The organism is Flavobacterium swingsii, from assembly GCF_900111965.1.
GTDB lineage: Bacteria > Bacteroidota > Bacteroidia > Flavobacteriales > Flavobacteriaceae > Flavobacterium > Flavobacterium swingsii.
The window spans coordinates 144,029-160,313 of the sequence record NZ_FOJT01000003.1; the positions used below are offsets into that span (position 1 = coordinate 144,029).

General features: G+C 34.1%; 12 protein-coding genes. 7 read left to right on the forward strand and 5 right to left on the reverse strand.

The features are described 5' to 3' along the window. Positions 1-9: 9 nt before the first annotated feature. From radA to panC, 5 genes are all read right to left on the reverse strand, one after another. Positions 10-1,371, reverse strand: a complete 1,362-nt coding sequence (radA, locus tag BM053_RS05805) for a DNA repair protein RadA (RefSeq protein ID WP_091475057.1) — start codon at positions 1,369-1,371, stop codon at positions 10-12. A gap of 2 nt (positions 1,372-1,373) precedes the next feature. Beyond that, complete coding sequence (locus tag BM053_RS05810) at positions 1,374-2,678, reverse strand: alpha/beta hydrolase (RefSeq protein WP_091475059.1); 1,305 nt, start codon at positions 2,676-2,678, stop codon at positions 1,374-1,376. A gap of 50 nt (positions 2,679-2,728) precedes the next feature. Beyond that, on the reverse strand, positions 2,729-3,691 hold the full coding sequence (locus BM053_RS05815) for a lysylphosphatidylglycerol synthase transmembrane domain-containing protein (protein ID WP_091475063.1): 963 nt from the start codon (positions 3,689-3,691) through the stop codon (positions 2,729-2,731). A 1-nt stretch (position 3,692) separates the two neighbouring features. Further along, complete coding sequence (panD, locus tag BM053_RS05820) at positions 3,693-4,043, reverse strand: aspartate 1-decarboxylase (protein WP_091475065.1); 351 nt, start codon at positions 4,041-4,043, stop codon at positions 3,693-3,695. 176 nt (positions 4,044-4,219) lie between these two features. After that, positions 4,220-5,068, reverse strand: coding sequence for a pantoate--beta-alanine ligase (panC, locus tag BM053_RS05825; RefSeq protein ID WP_091475067.1), 849 nt, complete (start codon positions 5,066-5,068; stop codon positions 4,220-4,222). Positions 5,069-5,176: 108 nt separating this feature from the next. Between panC and BM053_RS05830 the strand changes: the two genes are divergently transcribed. The 7 genes from BM053_RS05830 to BM053_RS05860 all read left to right on the forward strand — a co-directional run bounded on the left by BM053_RS05830 (position 5,177) and on the right by BM053_RS05860 (position 16,200). Continuing rightward, a complete protein-coding gene (locus tag BM053_RS05830) occupies positions 5,177-5,986 on the forward strand; it encodes a glycogen/starch synthase (RefSeq protein WP_091475069.1) in 810 nt (269 codons plus the stop codon). Next, on the forward strand, positions 5,986-7,659 hold the full coding sequence (locus tag BM053_RS05835) for a BamH family beta-barrel-assembly machinery protein (protein WP_091475072.1): 1,674 nt from the start codon (positions 5,986-5,988) through the stop codon (positions 7,657-7,659). The genes BM053_RS05830 and BM053_RS05835 overlap by 1 nt, the downstream gene beginning before the upstream one ends. Positions 7,660-7,667: 8 nt before the next feature. Next, positions 7,668-9,515: a glutamine--fructose-6-phosphate transaminase (isomerizing) gene (gene glmS / locus BM053_RS05840; RefSeq protein WP_091475075.1), complete on the forward strand. Its 1,848-nt coding sequence runs from the start codon at positions 7,668-7,670 to the stop codon at positions 9,513-9,515. A 303-nt stretch (positions 9,516-9,818) separates the two neighbouring features. Further along, complete coding sequence (locus BM053_RS05845; RefSeq protein WP_091475078.1) at positions 9,819-12,644, forward strand: TonB-dependent receptor domain-containing protein; 2,826 nt, start codon at positions 9,819-9,821, stop codon at positions 12,642-12,644. 32 nt (positions 12,645-12,676) lie between these two features. Beyond that, the gene (locus BM053_RS05850; RefSeq protein ID WP_091475080.1) at positions 12,677-14,125 is read left to right on the forward strand and encodes an SGNH/GDSL hydrolase family protein; all 1,449 of its coding nucleotides are present in this window, start codon (positions 12,677-12,679) and stop codon (positions 14,123-14,125) included. Positions 14,126-14,327: 202 nt separating this feature from the next. Further along, positions 14,328-15,839 carry a F0F1 ATP synthase subunit beta gene (gene atpD, locus BM053_RS05855; protein WP_091475083.1) on the forward strand — a complete coding sequence of 504 codons (1,512 nt, stop codon included), beginning with the start codon at positions 14,328-14,330 and terminating at the stop codon, positions 15,837-15,839. Positions 15,840-15,918: 79 nt separating this feature from the next. Beyond that, positions 15,919-16,200, forward strand: coding sequence for a F0F1 ATP synthase subunit delta/epsilon (locus tag BM053_RS05860; protein WP_091475086.1), 282 nt, complete (start codon positions 15,919-15,921; stop codon positions 16,198-16,200). Positions 16,201-16,285: the final 85 nt, after the last annotated feature.

Consider the following 16,285-nt stretch of genomic DNA (forward strand, 5'->3'; position numbering starts at 1 on the left):
ATTTAAAATTTATCCAAACAATTCACTTACAATATCTTCAATTTTTGCTACTAATTGTATTTTAATTCCAGTATTTTTCAACGAAATTTTGTTGTATTTAGACACATAAATGGTCGAAAAACCTAATTTTTCAGCTTCCTGAATACGTTGGTCTACGCGATTTACGGGACGAATTTCTCCCGAAAGTCCGACTTCTCCAGCAAAACAGAAATCTTTGTTAATAGGAATATCTTCGTTTGATGATAATATGGCAGCGACAACGGCTAAATCTATCGCAGGATCATCTACTGAAATTCCACCAGTAATATTTAGGAAAACATCTTTGGCGCCCAAACGGAAACCAGCTCTTTTTTCGAGAACGGCGAGAATCATATTGAGTCGTTTGGCATTGTAACCAGTGGTGCTTCGTTGTGGTGTTCCGTAAACAGCGGTTGATACTAAAGCTTGAATTTCTATCATTAAAGGACGCATTCCTTCGAGAGTTGAAGCAATTGCAGTTCCTGATAATTCTTCGTTTTTGTGCGAAATTAAAATCTCTGATGGATTAGAAACTTCTCGTAATCCTGAACCTTGCATTTCGTAAATTCCTAATTCCGCTGTAGAACCAAAGCGATTTTTTAGAGAACGAAGAATTCTATAAACATGGTTTCTGTCGCCTTCAAATTGCAAAACAGTATCGACCATATGTTCCAATATTTTGGGGCCAGCAATGCTTCCGTCTTTGGTAATATGACCAATTAAAATGACAGGAACATTGGTTTCTTTAGCAAATTTTATGAGTTCGGCAGTGGTTTCTCGGATTTGAGAAATACTTCCTGGAGAAGATTCAATATAGTCGGTATGTAATGTTTGAATCGAATCGATAATCACAATTTCGGGTTCAATTTCCTGAATTTGACGAAATATATTTTGGGTTTTGGTTTCAGTAAGAATGTAACAATTATCACCGTTTGTAGTAATTCGTTCGGCGCGCATTTTTATTTGTTTCTGACTTTCTTCGCCCGAAACATATAAGGTTTTGTATGGTAATTTTAACGAAATTTGAAGTAAAAGCGTACTTTTTCCAATGCCAGGTTCTCCGCCTAAAAGGATTAATGATCCTGGAACTATTCCACCACCAAGTACTCGATTTAGTTCGCCATCGCAAGTGTCCATTCGGATTTCTTGTGTCGAATCTATTTCTTTTACTAAAAGCGGTTTAGAAGCTTTTTTTACTTCCGATGTTTCGGCTTTCCAAGCTGCTTTTTCTTCTTTTTGAATAATCTCTTCAACAATGGTATTCCATTCTTTACAAGCGTTGCATTGTCCTTGCCATTTGGAGTATTGTGAACCACAACTTTGGCAAAAAAACGACGTTTTTACTTTGGCCATTATTATGGTTTTTTCTCTTCGGTTGGGGTTTCTACAGGCGTTTCAGTAGGAGCGTCTGTTGTTGGCGTATCGGTTGGAGGAGCGTCAGTTGTTGGAGTGTCAGTTGCTGGAGTTTCTTCAATAATTTCTTTGGCTTTACCACCTTTTAAACCTTTAGCTTTTACAGGGATTAATTTTTTTAAATCTTCTGCTTTATTCATCATCATGTCTTTTGTTAGTTCACGAATTTCTGTTTTCATAAACGCATTTTGATAAAATTTCATTGCTTTTTTATAGTCCTTTGTTTTTTCGTAAAACATCGCCATGTGGTAATCGTACAACATACTTTTTTCGTACTGCTGACCAGAAATTTGGGCTAATTCTTCGTATCCTTTGAAGTCGCCAGTTTTTAAAATAGCTGCTTCGATGGCTTTAAAATCTCCCAATCTGACATTCATTTTTATACCCAATGATTTTTCGATAGTTTCGTATTTGTCAACAAGATATTTTGCATGACTGTCTGGTAAAACGGCAATTTTTTCTTGGTATTCTAAAGAAGATATTGGTCTGTAAACAGAGAAAATTTGGTATAAAGCGTTCGGAATCCCGTTTAATACCAACGAATAATGTGAGGCATTTTTAAAATCATCAAATTTGTAGTTTAACAACGGATTTTTTACGGTTGCAATATTTTTGTCTAAAGCTTTTATTTGGTTTTGAAATTTTTTCAAATCGCCATCTGATGTTGCTTGGTAATAAAACAAAGGTTCTTTTGTGGCTGCGAGTCTTTCAGGAATTCTTTCTATCATTCCTTTTGCTAGCTCAGGACTTAAAGAAATATAAGCGCTAAATTGCGGAATATCTTTGTACAGAAATGAGTTTAATAATCCTGCGGTTGCGTCTAGCCCTGCAACAATTTTGAATGGTGCGATTCGGTATTTTTTCTCAAGATGTGGAATTAATTCTGCACCAATAAATTCGAAAAAAGCGCCTCCTTTTTTTGATGGTAAACCAGTTGTTTCATCAAATTCAGAATCGTCGTAACGTTCATCTTTTTTGTTTTGGTGTATTCCTATTAAAATAACTTCTGGAATATCATCCCAGTAATTTCCAAAAGCTATATTTCCTGCAAAAGGAGCAAATAAATACTCGCTATCTAAAACTAAAACTAAAGGATATTTTTTTTCGAGATTCTTTTCGTATGAAGCAGGTAACTTAATAGTTATTTCTCTGTCAGCGTCTAATTTTTCTGAGTGAATTACATCTGTGGTTTGAGAAAATAGTGTTGCAGAAAGCAATAATGATATAGCAATGAATATATTTTTCATAATATTAAAAATTATAATAGCGTGATTTTTTGAACTAGCAATATAATAATTTATTTTCTTTTACCCACGATTGGAAGCGCTAAAAAAGAAAAAACACCAAGAAGGACTGTTATGATGAGTTGTGATATCCAAATAATCCAACCCAATGCGTTTCCTGCTTGCTCAGGAATGCCATATAGCAATAATATTTTTGCAATTAGTACAGGAAAAAAACCAAAACCCCCGTTGGTGAAAGTCATCACTAATCCGCCAATAACAAAGGCTACAATTGTTGTTCCTAATGACATTGAATCCGTTGCTTCTATTGAGCAAACAGCAAAATAAAACATTAATATATAGGAAAGCCAGATAAGGAATGTATATACTAAAAAAGGAAATTTATTAGGCATTTTATAAACACTAAAAGCACCTTCTTTTAATCCTTCAACTTTAGATTTTATGAAAAGAATCCATTTCCATTTAGAATGTTTATACAAATAAACGGTTGCAATAAGTCCTAAGGAACAAAATATAGCAAACACAATTAATAACTTAATAGGAATGTAATATAAAAGGAATTTTTTGAGTGTCGAAAATTCTAATATTATTGAGGTAACAATTAAACACAAAAGAATGATAAAATCGACTATTCTTTCAGCTATAATGGTTCCGAAGGCTTTGTCGAAAGGAACATCTCGGTATTTTTTTAGTACCAAAGCTCTAGAAACTTCGCCAGAACGAGGGATTCCTAAATTCACGAAATAACCGATACTTACGGCTAAAAAATTAATTTTGAAGCCGGTATAACTACCTATTTCTGCTAAAGTGTATTTCCATCTATACGCTCTAAAAACATAGCCTAGTATGGCAATTACAAGCGAAAACGAAATGTAATTATAATTTGCAGATATTACATAGCCTTTCATTTGCGCTAATTGTGTAGCGGTAAAAGAATTATAGATATACAATGTAAGTCCTAAGCCTAGTAAAATAGGAAGAATCACGCCAGAATAGGTGCTTAGTTTGTTTCTCACGTTACGTTAACGAATTGTCTTTTTCGTTAGGAAAAACCAACCATGGTTTGAAGGTTTTTGCTTTTTCAAAATCCATACGAGCATAAGACATAATGATAATAACATCGCCTTTGTGAACCTTACGAGCCGCAGGACCATTTAGCGTGATTTCGCCCGAATTTTTTGCGCCTTTTATAGCGTAAGTTTCAAAACGTTCTCCGTTATTTATGTTTACAATATTCACTTTTTCGCCTTCAATAATATTAGACGCTTCGAGTAGAACTTCGTCAATAGTAATGCTTCCGATATAATTTAAATCGGCGCCAGTTACTGTTACTCGGTGTATTTTAGATTTTACAACTTCAATTTGCATAGCACAAAGGTAATTATTTTAACCCGTTGGGTGTAATTAAATTATTATTATTTTAACTATATAGAATCATAGAATTTGAAATTTTATAAAAGCATTTCACTTTGTTATAGTAAAATAGAGCTTTGTGAAGCAAGAATTGGTTTATCTAATTCTTGTTTCTATGTTTCTATATGGTTTTATTTTAATGAAATGTTATCAATCAATCTTATGTTGTTAACGAAAACGGCAATAAAAGCACGATATTTTTTGTTTTTACTTTTTCGTTTGCAAGTAAGAAGCGTTTGTTCATCGGCAATTTCGAAATATTCTAATTCAAACAGCGATTGGTTTTTGAACATTTTTTCAGTCCGTTTTGTTACTTCGTTAGCGGTTTTCGTGGCAAAAAGTTTTTTGGCTTCCGCCAAAGTTTTATAAATTATAGCTGCTTTTGCTCTTTCATCTGCCGAAAGGCGTTCGTTTCTAGAGCTCATCGCTAGTTTGTTTGCTTCACGAAAAATTTCGCAACCTACTACATTTACTGACATGTTGTTTTTTTGAACTAATTTTCGAACAATTGCCAATTGTTGAAAATCTTTTTCACCAAAATAAGAATTGGTTGGATTTACAATTTCGAATAACTTTTTTACAACTGTTCCCACACCGTCAAAATGTCCCGGTCTGTGTTTGCCTTCCATTTGGAATTCTAAACCATCATAATCGAAAGATTTTGAAACTGTTTTTCCTTCATAAATATCATCGACAGTAGGGGCGTAAACTATAATTTTAGGGTTTAATGTTTTTATTTTTTCGACATCACTTTCTAAAGTTCTAGGGTATTTTTTTAAATCCTCTGGATTGTTAAACTGGGTTGGATTTACAAAAATACTAACCACTGTATAATCGTTATTTTTTAGCGATTCATTCATTAATGATAAATGACCTTCGTGTAAAGCGCCCATGGTAGGAATAAATCCTACGGTTTTTTTGTCTTGTAAAAACGGTTTCAAATAAGCTTTTACCTCGGTTTGTTTATCAAAAATGATCATGCGTAAAACATTAAAATTCAGTGCAAACTTACTATTTTAGTCAATATCAACATAAATTTTCGTAAATTTGCAAGTGATTTATGTCCCATAAACAAAACAAAACTAAAAATGGAGGATAAAAGAATTTTATATGTATCATCAGAAGTAGTGCCTTATCTTGCTGAGAATGAGGTGTCTTTGATGTCATACGATGTGCCAAAAATGATTAATGATCAAGGTGGGCAAATAAGAATTTTTATGCCTCGTTACGGTAATATAAATGAAAGAAGACATCAATTGCACGAGGTTATTCGTCTTTCGGGAATGAATCTTGTGGTAAATGATGTAGATATGCCGCTAATTATTAAAGTTGCATCGATACCAAAAGAGCGTATTCAGGTTTATTTTATCGATAATGATGAGTATTTTAAACGCAAAGCTACATTTACCGACGAAGAAGGAATTATGTTTCCAGACAATGACGAACGTGCTATTTTCTTTGCAAAAGGAGTTGTAGAAACCGTTAAGAAACTAAACTGGGTTCCAGATATTATACATGTGCAAGGTTGGATGGCAGCGATGCTTCCTATATATATGAAGCATTATTATAAAGATGAAGCTTTGTTTGCGGATACTAAAATTGTAACCTCAGTCTTTAATCAGTCTTTCGACGGAAGTTTAGATGCTGAAATGGGCAAAAAAGTACAGTTTGACGGAATTCCTCAAAGCGCTATTGCTGAGCTTGACAATCCTACTTTCGAAAACATTATGATGGCATCGATAAACCACTCTGATGGAATTGTGATCGCCTCAGAAAGCATTTCTTCAAATTTAACAAAATTTATAGATGCTTCAAAAAAACCTTTTTTACCTTTCGCCCAGAAAGATACGTTTTCGGAAGCGTACACAGAATTTTACAAAAATCAAATATTAGGTTAATGATGAATACCACTTTTTTAAGAAAAGTAACTGTAGTTTTAGTTGCTGTATTTTTTGCTTCATGCGATAAAGATTACAATACATTAGGTTCAGATATTGTAGGGAATGATAATTTTACTCTTACACCTGAACTTTTTAGCGTAAAAGCATACAATCAGAAAGTTCCAGCTGTAGAATCAAGTAACATGTTTTTTAATCAGTTAGGAGTACTTGTAAATTCTAATACTGTTTTAGGAAAAATAACAACAAATTTTGTGACTCAATTGTCATTAGCAACACTAAAACCAACATTTAAATCGCATGTCGCAATTGATAGTGTTGTGCTTACTGTTCCGTATTTTAGTACAATAATATCAACAGATGCAAACGGAATAGGAACTTATCGATTAAATTCAATTTATACAACCAACACGGCTGCAAATACCTATGACCCAATAGATTTAAAAGTATTTAGAAATGGAGTTTATCTTAGAGATTCCGATCCAGTTACATTTGGAGCACAAAAACACTATTCGGACGAAGATGCTAATTTTAGTGCTAATATAGACGGACCGATGTTAAATAATAGAGTGTATAATTCTTTAACTCCAGAAATAAGAAATGAAAATACTGCTTTTGTTCCTGATACTAGAGAATACAAGAAATATAAAGTAGTTAACAACGTTATTACTGCAGAAGTAGAATCTCACAATTCGCCAAGAATGCGTTTGCATTTAGATAATGATTATTTTAAAAATAATATAATTCTAGCTCCAGCAGCTAATTTAGATAACAACAATGCTTTCAAATCTTATTTCAAAGGATTATATTTCCAAGTAAGCGAATCTATTGCGGGCAAGGGAACTTCGATGGGATTAGATTTTGCTAAAGGAGATGTTACTATATATTACAAACAAGACCTTGTAGATGCGCCAAGTTCGCCTACACCTAGTGCAAACAGAGAAATGGCCAGTCTTACACTAAACATGTCTGGAAACACCGTTGGTTTATTTACGAACACAAATGAAGGAATAGATTATACAACTGCTATGAATAACGTTCCGCAAACAGAAGACAAAAATTTATATCTAAAAGGAGGTCAGGGCTCTATGGCATTTTTAGAGTTGTTTACTTCAGATGAGTTAGCTACTTTGAAATCTAAAAATGTATTGGTAAATGAAGCAAACTTAACCTTTACTGTAAACAAAACAGCAATGAATAGTGATAAAGACAAGTCACAACGTATTCATATTTTTAATACAGACACTAATGTTCCGCTTTACGATTATTATCTAGATAGTTCTGTAAATGCAAATGATGGGAGTTTAAATAAATTTGTGCACGGTGGTATAATAGAAACTGTAGGGACAGGAAGTACAGCAAAGGACAAATATAAAATTAGAATAACAGAACATATTAACAACATACTCAAAGAAACAACTGGTGTTACAAAAAATGTACGCTTAGGAGTTGTTGTTACTAATAATATTAATGTGTCTAGCTTTGGAGTTTTAAATCCAGTAGAATTTTCAGCACCTAGTTTTACAGATTCAAGTAAAAAAATGACTAAGTTCCCTGTTTCTTCTGTAATGAGCCCATTAGGAACGGTTTTATACGGAAGTAATTATCTTCCTACAGATGGAGATTATGATGACAGAATAAAATTTGAAATTTATTATACAAAACCTAATTAAGATAAATTATGTGTGGAATTGTTGGATATATAGGTCACAGAGAAGCTTACCCAATTGTAATAAAAGGACTAAAGCGTCTAGAATATAGAGGTTACGATAGTGCTGGAATTGTACTTTATGATGGTAAAGATTTAAAATTATCTAAAACTAAAGGAAAAGTTTCTGATCTTGAGGAAAAATCATCAAAAGAAATTTCTACTAATGGGACAATAGGAATGGGTCATACGCGTTGGGCTACACATGGTGTTCCTAATGATGTAAACTCGCATCCACACTTATCAAATTCAGGAAATCTTGCTATAATTCACAACGGAATCATCGAAAATTATGAGCCGTTAAAAAAAGAATTAATCAATAGAGGTTACACTTTCAAATCAGATACAGATACAGAAGTGTTAGTAAATCTTATTGAAGACGTACAAAAGAAAGACAACCTTAAACTAGGAAAAGCAGTTCAAATCGCATTAAATCAAGTAATTGGTGCTTATGCTATTTGTGTTTTCGACAAACAAAAACCAGATGAAATTGTGGTTGCCCGTTTGGGAAGCCCATTAGCAATAGGAATAGGAAAAGATGAATTTTTTATCGCTTCCGATGCCACACCGTTTATCGAATATACTTCGAATGCTATTTATTTAGAAGACGAAGAAATGGCCATTGTACGCTTGCACAAACCATTGAAAATTCGTAAAATAAAAGATGATTCTCTTGTAGATCCTTATATTCAGGAACTTCAAATGAACTTGGAGCAAATTGAAAAAGGAGGTTACGATCATTTTATGATGAAAGAAATCTACGAGCAACCAAACGTTATCAAAGATACTTACCGTGGTCGTCTTCATGCAAATGAAGGACTAATCAGAATGGCAGGAATAGAAGATAATATAGATAAGTTTACCAATGCAAAACGCATTGTCATAATTGCTTGCGGAACCTCATGGCACGCAGGATTAGTGGCTGAATATATTTTTGAAGAATTTGCTCGTATCCCAGTTGAAGTAGAATATGCTTCAGAATTCAGATACAGAAATCCAATTATAAACAAAGATGATGTTATTATTGCCATTTCTCAATCGGGAGAAACAGCAGATACGCTTGCGGCAATAAAACTAGCCAAAGAAAATGGAGCTTTTGTTTTCGGAGTATGTAACGTTGTAGGTTCATCTATCTCTAGAGAAACTCACGCTGGCGCTTATACTCATGCCGGACCAGAAATTGGAGTAGCTTCTACAAAAGCTTTTACCACACAAATTACTGTTTTAACAATGATTGCCTTGCGTTTGGCTAAAGCAAAAGGAACTTTATCAAATTCAGATTTTCATAGATACTTACAGGAACTAGAAATTATTCCTGAAAAAGTTGCCGAAGCACTGAAAACAAACGACAAAGCCAAAGAAATAGCAGCAGTTTTTAAAGATGCTACAAATTTCTTGTATTTAGGAAGAGGTTATAATTTTCCAGTAGCATTAGAAGGTGCTTTGAAGCTAAAAGAAATCTCTTATATTCATGCAGAAGGTTATCCAGCTGCCGAAATGAAACACGGACCAATTGCGTTAATAGACGAACAAATGCCAGTAGTTGTTATTGCCCCTAAACAAGGGCATTATGACAAAGTGGTAAGTAATATTCAGGAAATTAAATCAAGAAGCGGAAAAATTATTGCCATTGTAACCAAAGGAGATACACAAGTTCGTGATTTAGCCGATTATGTTATTGAAATTCCAGATGCTGCCGATGCTATGTCACCATTGTTAACTACTATTCCGTTGCAGTTATTATCATACCATATTGCGGTTATGAGAGAGTGTAATGTGGACCAGCCAAGGAATTTAGCCAAGTCTGTTACTGTAGAATAGCTAAAAAAGAACATATTTTTTATTAAAAGTGAGATTTTATCTCACTTTTTTTATGTAATTCATTTATTTTAAAAGCTCATTATTTTTAAATTATTATTAGCATAATTCGTTTTATTATGTATGCATAGTAATTTTTGTGTAGGTAAATGTTAAATTTTTGATAAAAATTTAAAAAAGAGCAAAAACGAAAAACAAAAATAATCGACAAACTGCAAAATTGTCCCTAAATTTTTCACGAATCTTTTCATTTGGTAATAAAAATATTTGTAATTTGGCTATCTAAACCAATAAAAATCAAAACGAATGAGAATCTATTTTATTATTTTGTCATTGTTTTTTTGCGGACTTTCGTTTGCGCAAAATACAATTTCAGGAACAGTTACGGACGCTAACAATCAGCCCATTCCTGGTGCTAATGTTAAAGTTGTAGGAAGTTCTACAGGAACCTCTGCGGGTTTCGATGGAAAATTCACACTTAAGAACCAGAACTCTTTTCCTTTTTCTCTCGAAGTTTCAATGATGGGCTACTCAAGTCAAACAGTTGTAGTAAATTCGAAAGAACAAGAAATTATTGTAACTTTATCAGAAGAAGCAACCTCTCTAAACGAGATTGTGGTATCTGCTTCTAGAACTCCAGAGAGAATCCTAGAATCTCCAGTTACTATCGAAAGAATGGGACTAAAAGATATTAAAAACACAACTGCGCCTTCATTTTACGAAGGATTAGAAAATCTAAAAGATGTGCATTTTAATACAAGTAGTTTTTCTTTCAAATCAGTAAACACACGTGGTTTTGCAACCATTGCAAATTCACGTTTTATGCAGTTAGTTGATGGTATGGATAATTCTTCGCCAGCGCTTAACTTCGCTCTTGGAAACTTATTAGGAGTTTCTGATATTGATGTAGCTAGTGTTGAGGTCTTGCCAGGTGCATCTTCTGCATTATATGGTGCAAATGCATTCAACGGAATTATGTTTATGAACAGTAGAAGTCCTTTCGTTAAAGAAGGAATTTCAACTTACATGAAATACGGACAAACATCTCAAACAACAGCTGGAAACAATCCTTTTTACGATTTCGGATTTAGAGCAGCTAAAAAATTTACAGATCATTTTGCTGCAAAAGGGAATTTTTCTTATTTAGGTGCTAAAGAATGGATTGCTTCAGATGACAGAAATGTTTCTAACGGAGCTCTAGATGGTGGAGCAATAGGGCATGCAAACAATCAAAACTATGATGGAGTAAATTTATATGGTGATGAGGTTACAACTTTTATTCCAAATGTTGGACAAGTAAGTAGAACGGGTTATAGAGAACAAGATTTGACTGACAATAAGATTGAAAGCGTAAAAGCAGATTTCTCTTTACACTTTAAGCCTTGGGCAAATGATTTCGAAATCATCTTGCAACACAAATTAGGTTTTGGTAACACAGTATACCAAGGGGCTAACAGATATGCGCTTAAAAACTTCTACATGGATCAAACCAAATTGGAAGTAAAAGGGAAAAATTTCTTCGCAAGAGTTTACAGAACAGCTGAAAATGCTGGGGATTCTTACGATACACGTTTTGCTGCTTGGAATGTAAATAGAGCTGCTAAATCGGATACAGAATGGTTTACAAACTATGCAACTGCATTTCAATTATCTCAAGCCTATTTAGGTTCAAGTGCAAGTCAGGCAGCTGCTATTGGTAGAAATTATGCTGACTATAACAACTTACCTACAACTGCTGGTTTCAATACATTACCACAGTTTGCATCAGCTCCTATAGGAAGCCCAAGATTTGAGGCAGGATCTGCACAGTTTAACCAAGCATTAGCAACAATTATTAAAGATCCAGATTTTACAAAAGGAGCTAAATTCCAAGACAATTCTAAATTATATCATGCAGATGTAAATTATAATTTTAAAGATTTAGTAAAATTTGCTGAAATTCAAGTTGGTGGTTCTGGAAGACAATACGTAATGAATTCTTACGGATCTATCTTTACAGATTATACCGAACCTTTAAAATATAATGAATACGGAGTTTATACTCAAATTCAAAAGAAATTTATGGAAGATAGATTGAAATTTACAGGATCTGTACGTTACGATAAATCTAAAAACTTTGATGGAAACTTCTCTCCAAGAATATCTTTTACTTATGGTGCTGGTGCAAACAAGCAACACAATCTTAGAGTTTCTTACCAAACAGGTTTCCGTAACCCAACCACACAAGATCAGTATATTGGTTTAGATTTAGGTCCATTCGCATTAATTGGTTCTGCACCTGAGAACTTAACAAGATATGTTGAAACAAGAAGCGTAAGTGCTGCTGGACAAGCTTTAGGAAATGCAGCAACTGTTACATTAACAGGAGAAAATGCTTATTATAAAGCTTATACGGTTGAATCTTATAAATCTTATGCTGCAGCTAGAGCAAGCGGAACACCATTAGCAACTGCTTCTTCATTACTTGTGGTTGCAAGCCCTACTTTGGTTAAGCCAGAAAGAGTGCAAGCAATAGAATTAGGATATCGTACAATCATTAAAGATTTCTCTGTAGATCTTAATGGTTATTATAATAAATACAATGACTTCTTAAGTCAAACTAACACAATTGCACCTTTATACGGAGCAATTGGAACAGCTGATGCTGCAACGGCGTTAGACAATGGAGATAGAAGAACATTCAATGTATATACAAATTCTAAAGCGGTTGTAAAATCATTAGGAGTTGGAGTGGGATTGTCTAGAAAAGTGTACAAAAACTTCGAATTAGGAGGTAGTTATAACTATTCTCAATTTGATTTTGACCAATCAACAGATCCAAGTTTCGAAGCAGGTTTCAATACGCCTAAACACAGAGCAAAAGCAAGTTTTGGTAACGACAAATTATTCAAAAACTTTGGTTTCAATACAAACGTAAGATGGAACAGCGAATACTTATGGCAATCAACATTTGTAGATGGTATGATTCCAGAAAACGTTGTTTTCGATGCGCAAATTAACTACGCAATACCATTCTTAAAATCAGTTATAAAAGTTGGTGGAGCTAATCTAGGAGGTAAGGACTACATACAAGTATTAGGAGCTGGAGCAATTGGGCAACAATACTATGCATCTTGGACTATCAACCCGTAATAAAAATATAATAATTTTATAAATAAAGAATTATGATAAAAAATATCAAATGGCTACTATTAGTTTCTTTAAGCTTTGTAGCATGTAATAATGATGATGATGAAACAACTGCAGAAGTTCCTGTAACGGCAGGTTCAGCTAATTTTTCTACATACGTAGCATTGGGAGATTCATTTGCTGCTGGTTATAGCGACGGAGCTTTGTTTAAAAAAGGACAAGAAAATTCTTACCCAAACATTCTTGCAGGGCAGTTTGCTCAAGCTGGTGGTGGAGTATTTACAACACCTTTTTGTGGAGATGACAATAAAGGAGGTCTGTTGTTTAGTGGAAATACAATACAAGGAACAAGATTGTATTTTAATGGAGTTGGTCCAACACCAGTAGCTGGTCCAGTTGTAACAGAAGTACTTAATCATTTGTCAGGAACATTTAGTAACTTAGGAGTTCCGGGGGCTAAAAGTTTTCATCTATTAGCTGCAGGTTATGGTAATGCTGCAGGTGTTCCTGGAGGGTTAGCAAGTCCTTATTTTTCTAGATTTTCTTCGTCTGCAAGCACTACGATATTGGCAGATGCATTATCTCAAAACCCTACTTTCTTTTCTTTGTGGATTGGTGGTAATGATGTTTTAGGATATGCTACAGGAGGTGGGGTAACTACAACAGAATCAGCTTCGACAGGTAGTAATATTACTCCGGATGCAACTTTTGATGGTGCGTATAACTCTTTAGCTACTCAATTAGCTGCTGGAGGAAAAAAAGGTGTGGTTGCAAATTTACCATACGTAAGTACGTTGCCTTATTTTACAAGAGTTCCTTATAATCCAGTAACGCTTAATGCTGCCCAAGTAGCTCAATTAAATTCTGGTTTCGCTTCATATAACGGAGGTTTAGCATTTGCGGTGGCTAATTTAGGATTGTCTCAAGCGGAGGCAGATAGAAGAAAAGTTGTTTTTGTTGTGGGTAAAAATCCTGTAATTATTGTTGATAATTACCTGACAAATCTTACGCCATATTCTATTCCTTCATATAGACCAGCAACTGCTGAAGATTTCTTAGTATTGCCATCAAGTTCATTTATAGGGACTTTAGTAGGTGGTAATCCTGCTGCTATTAATGGGGTTAGTGTGCCATTGGCTGATAAATGGGTGTTGTCTAAGGATGAAGCAGCTGAAATAAAAGCCGCTACAGATCATTATAATATAACTATTGAAGCTGCTGCAAATACAAATGGATTAGCATTTGTTGATGCTAAAGCGATTATGGATCAGTTGGTAAATGGAGGAATCCGTTTTGGAAATTATCACATGTCTGCAACTTATGTAACTGGTGGCGCTTTCTCTCTAGATGGAATTCACCCAGGTGCTAGAGGATATGCGCTTATTGCTAATAAATTCTTAGAAGCAATTAATGCTAAATACGGTTCTACATTGAGACCTGTCGATTTAGGAAATTATCAAATACAATATCCTGCTTCTTTATAATAAAGAGCAAATAGATATCAAAACCATCAACGAAAGTTGGTGGTTTTTTGTTTTAAATAAAATACCTCAAAAATCGATTTCAAAAAGACATTAAAAAACATAAAAAAAATATTGATTTTATATTTTAAAAAATTATCTTTGCACTCTGAAAATAGACATATTTTCAACAAACCTAAATAGCTATTTAATAAATACATAAGCAATGTCAAAAGTAATAGGAAAAGTTTCGCAAATCATCGGGCCAGTTGTAGACGTAGTATTCAACGGTAAAGATGTTGAGCTTCCAAAAATTTATGATTCGTTAGAAATCACTAAGAAAGACGGTACATTATTAGTACTAGAAGTACAATCTCATATCGGAGAAAATACAGTACGTACAATTTCTATGGACTCTACTGATGGTTTAAGTAGAGGTTATGAAGTTGTTGGAACTGGAAACCCAATCAAAATGCCAATTGGAGCAGATGTTTACGGACGTCTTTTCAATGTAATTGGTGATGCAATTGATGGTTTAGGAAATTTACCAAAAGATGGTGATAACGGAATGTCTATTCACCGTCAAGCACCAAGATTCGAAGATTTATCTACTTCTTCTGAAGTTTTATTTACAGGAATCAAAGTAATCGATTTAATTGAGCCTTACTCAAAAGGAGGAAAAATTGGATTGTTCGGTGGTGCTGGGGTTGGTAAAACAGTATTGATTCAAGAATTAATCAACAATATTGCAAAAGGTCACGGTGGACTTTCAGTATTCGCAGGAGTAGGAGAAAGAACACGTGAAGGAAATGACTTACTTCGTGAGATGTTAGAGTCAGGAATTATAAAATACGGTGATGATTTCATGCACTCTATGGAAAATGGAGGATGGGATTTATCTAAAGTAGATATGCCAGGAATGAGAGAGTCTAAAGCTACTTTCGTTTTCGGACAAATGAATGAGCCACCAGGAGCTCGTGCACGTGTGGCACTTTCTGGATTATCTATTGCAGAATATTTCCGTGACGGAGCAGGAACTGATCAAGGTAAGGATGTATTGTTTTTCGTAGATAATATCTTCCGTTTTACACAAGCAGGTTCTGAGGTTTCGGCACTTTTAGGTCGTATGCCATCTGCAGTAGGATACCAACCAACATTAGCTACCGAAATGGGAGCGATGCAAGAGCGTATCACATCTACAAACAAAGGATCTATTACATCTGTACAAGCGGTTTACGTTCCTGCGGATGACTTAACTGACCCGGCGCCAGCAACAACATTTGCTCACTTAGATGCTACAACAGTATTGTCTCGTAAAATTGCTGAGTTAGGTATTTATCCAGCGGTTGACCCGTTAGATTCTACTTCAAGAATTTTGACTCCACAAATTTTAGGTGATGAGCATTATGACTGTGCACAAAGAGTAAAAGAAATTCTTCAAAAATACAAACAATTGCAAGATATTATTGCGATTTTGGGTATGGAAGAACTTTCTGAAGAAGATAAATTATCGGTATCAAGAGCAAGACGTGTACAACGTTTCTTATCTCAACCTTTCCACGTTGCTGAGCAATTTACAGGATTAAAAGGAGTTTTAGTTGATATTAAAGATACTATCAAAGGATTTAATATGATTATTGATGGTGAATTAGATCACTTGCCAGAAGCAGCTTTCAACCTTAAAGGAACTATTGAAGACGCTATCGAAGCAGGAGAAAAAATGTTAGCAGAAGCATAATTCAATTAACAATGGATAATTAACAATTGACAATTCAAATAGTTATCAATTATCAATTATCAATTATCAATTAAAAAAGATGATTTTAGAAATAGTATCACCAGAAGCATCATTATTTAAAGGAGAAATCACTTCAATTTCTGTTCCAGGAGTTGATGGTAGTTTTGAAATGTTAAATAATCACGCACCAATAGTTTCGTTACTTCAAAAAGGAACTGTAAGAATTACAGCGCCAAGTTTCAAGTTTAGCAAAGAATCTAAGGATTTGTTTACTAAAGTAAATGATCAGAATTATACACTTGCTATTTCGTCAGGAACTCTCGAAATGAAAGACAATAAAGTAATTGTTTTAGCTGACTAAAGCAATTTCAACCCGAGCGAAGCGAACAGTACGCAGTAAAATAAAACTAAAAAGCCAAGCATTATTGTTTGGCTTTTTTTATTTT

Bases quoted from the DNA above. Each gene is read 5' to 3' on its own strand.
- atpD (WP_091475083.1), top strand. From the start codon at position 14,328: ATGTCAAAAGTAATAGGAAAAGTTTCGCAAATCATCGGGCCAGTTGTA.
- panD (WP_091475065.1), bottom strand. From the start codon at position 4,043: ATGCAAATTGAAGTTGTAAAATCTAAAATACACCGAGTAACAGTAACT.
- BM053_RS05810 (WP_091475059.1), bottom strand. From the start codon at position 2,678: ATGAAAAATATATTCATTGCTATATCATTATTGCTTTCTGCAACACTA.
- BM053_RS05860 (WP_091475086.1), top strand. From the start codon at position 15,919: ATGATTTTAGAAATAGTATCACCAGAAGCATCATTATTTAAAGGAGAA.
- BM053_RS05835 (WP_091475072.1), top strand. From the start codon at position 5,986: ATGATGAATACCACTTTTTTAAGAAAAGTAACTGTAGTTTTAGTTGCT.
- BM053_RS05845 (WP_091475078.1), top strand. From the start codon at position 9,819: ATGAGAATCTATTTTATTATTTTGTCATTGTTTTTTTGCGGACTTTCG.
- panC (WP_091475067.1), bottom strand. From the start codon at position 5,068: ATGATCATTTTTGATAAACAAACCGAGGTAAAAGCTTATTTGAAACCG.
- radA (WP_091475057.1), bottom strand. From the start codon at position 1,371: ATGGCCAAAGTAAAAACGTCGTTTTTTTGCCAAAGTTGTGGTTCACAA.
- glmS (WP_091475075.1), top strand. From the start codon at position 7,668: ATGTGTGGAATTGTTGGATATATAGGTCACAGAGAAGCTTACCCAATT.
- BM053_RS05850 (WP_091475080.1), top strand. From the start codon at position 12,677: ATGATAAAAAATATCAAATGGCTACTATTAGTTTCTTTAAGCTTTGTA.
- BM053_RS05830 (WP_091475069.1), top strand. From the start codon at position 5,177: ATGGAGGATAAAAGAATTTTATATGTATCATCAGAAGTAGTGCCTTAT.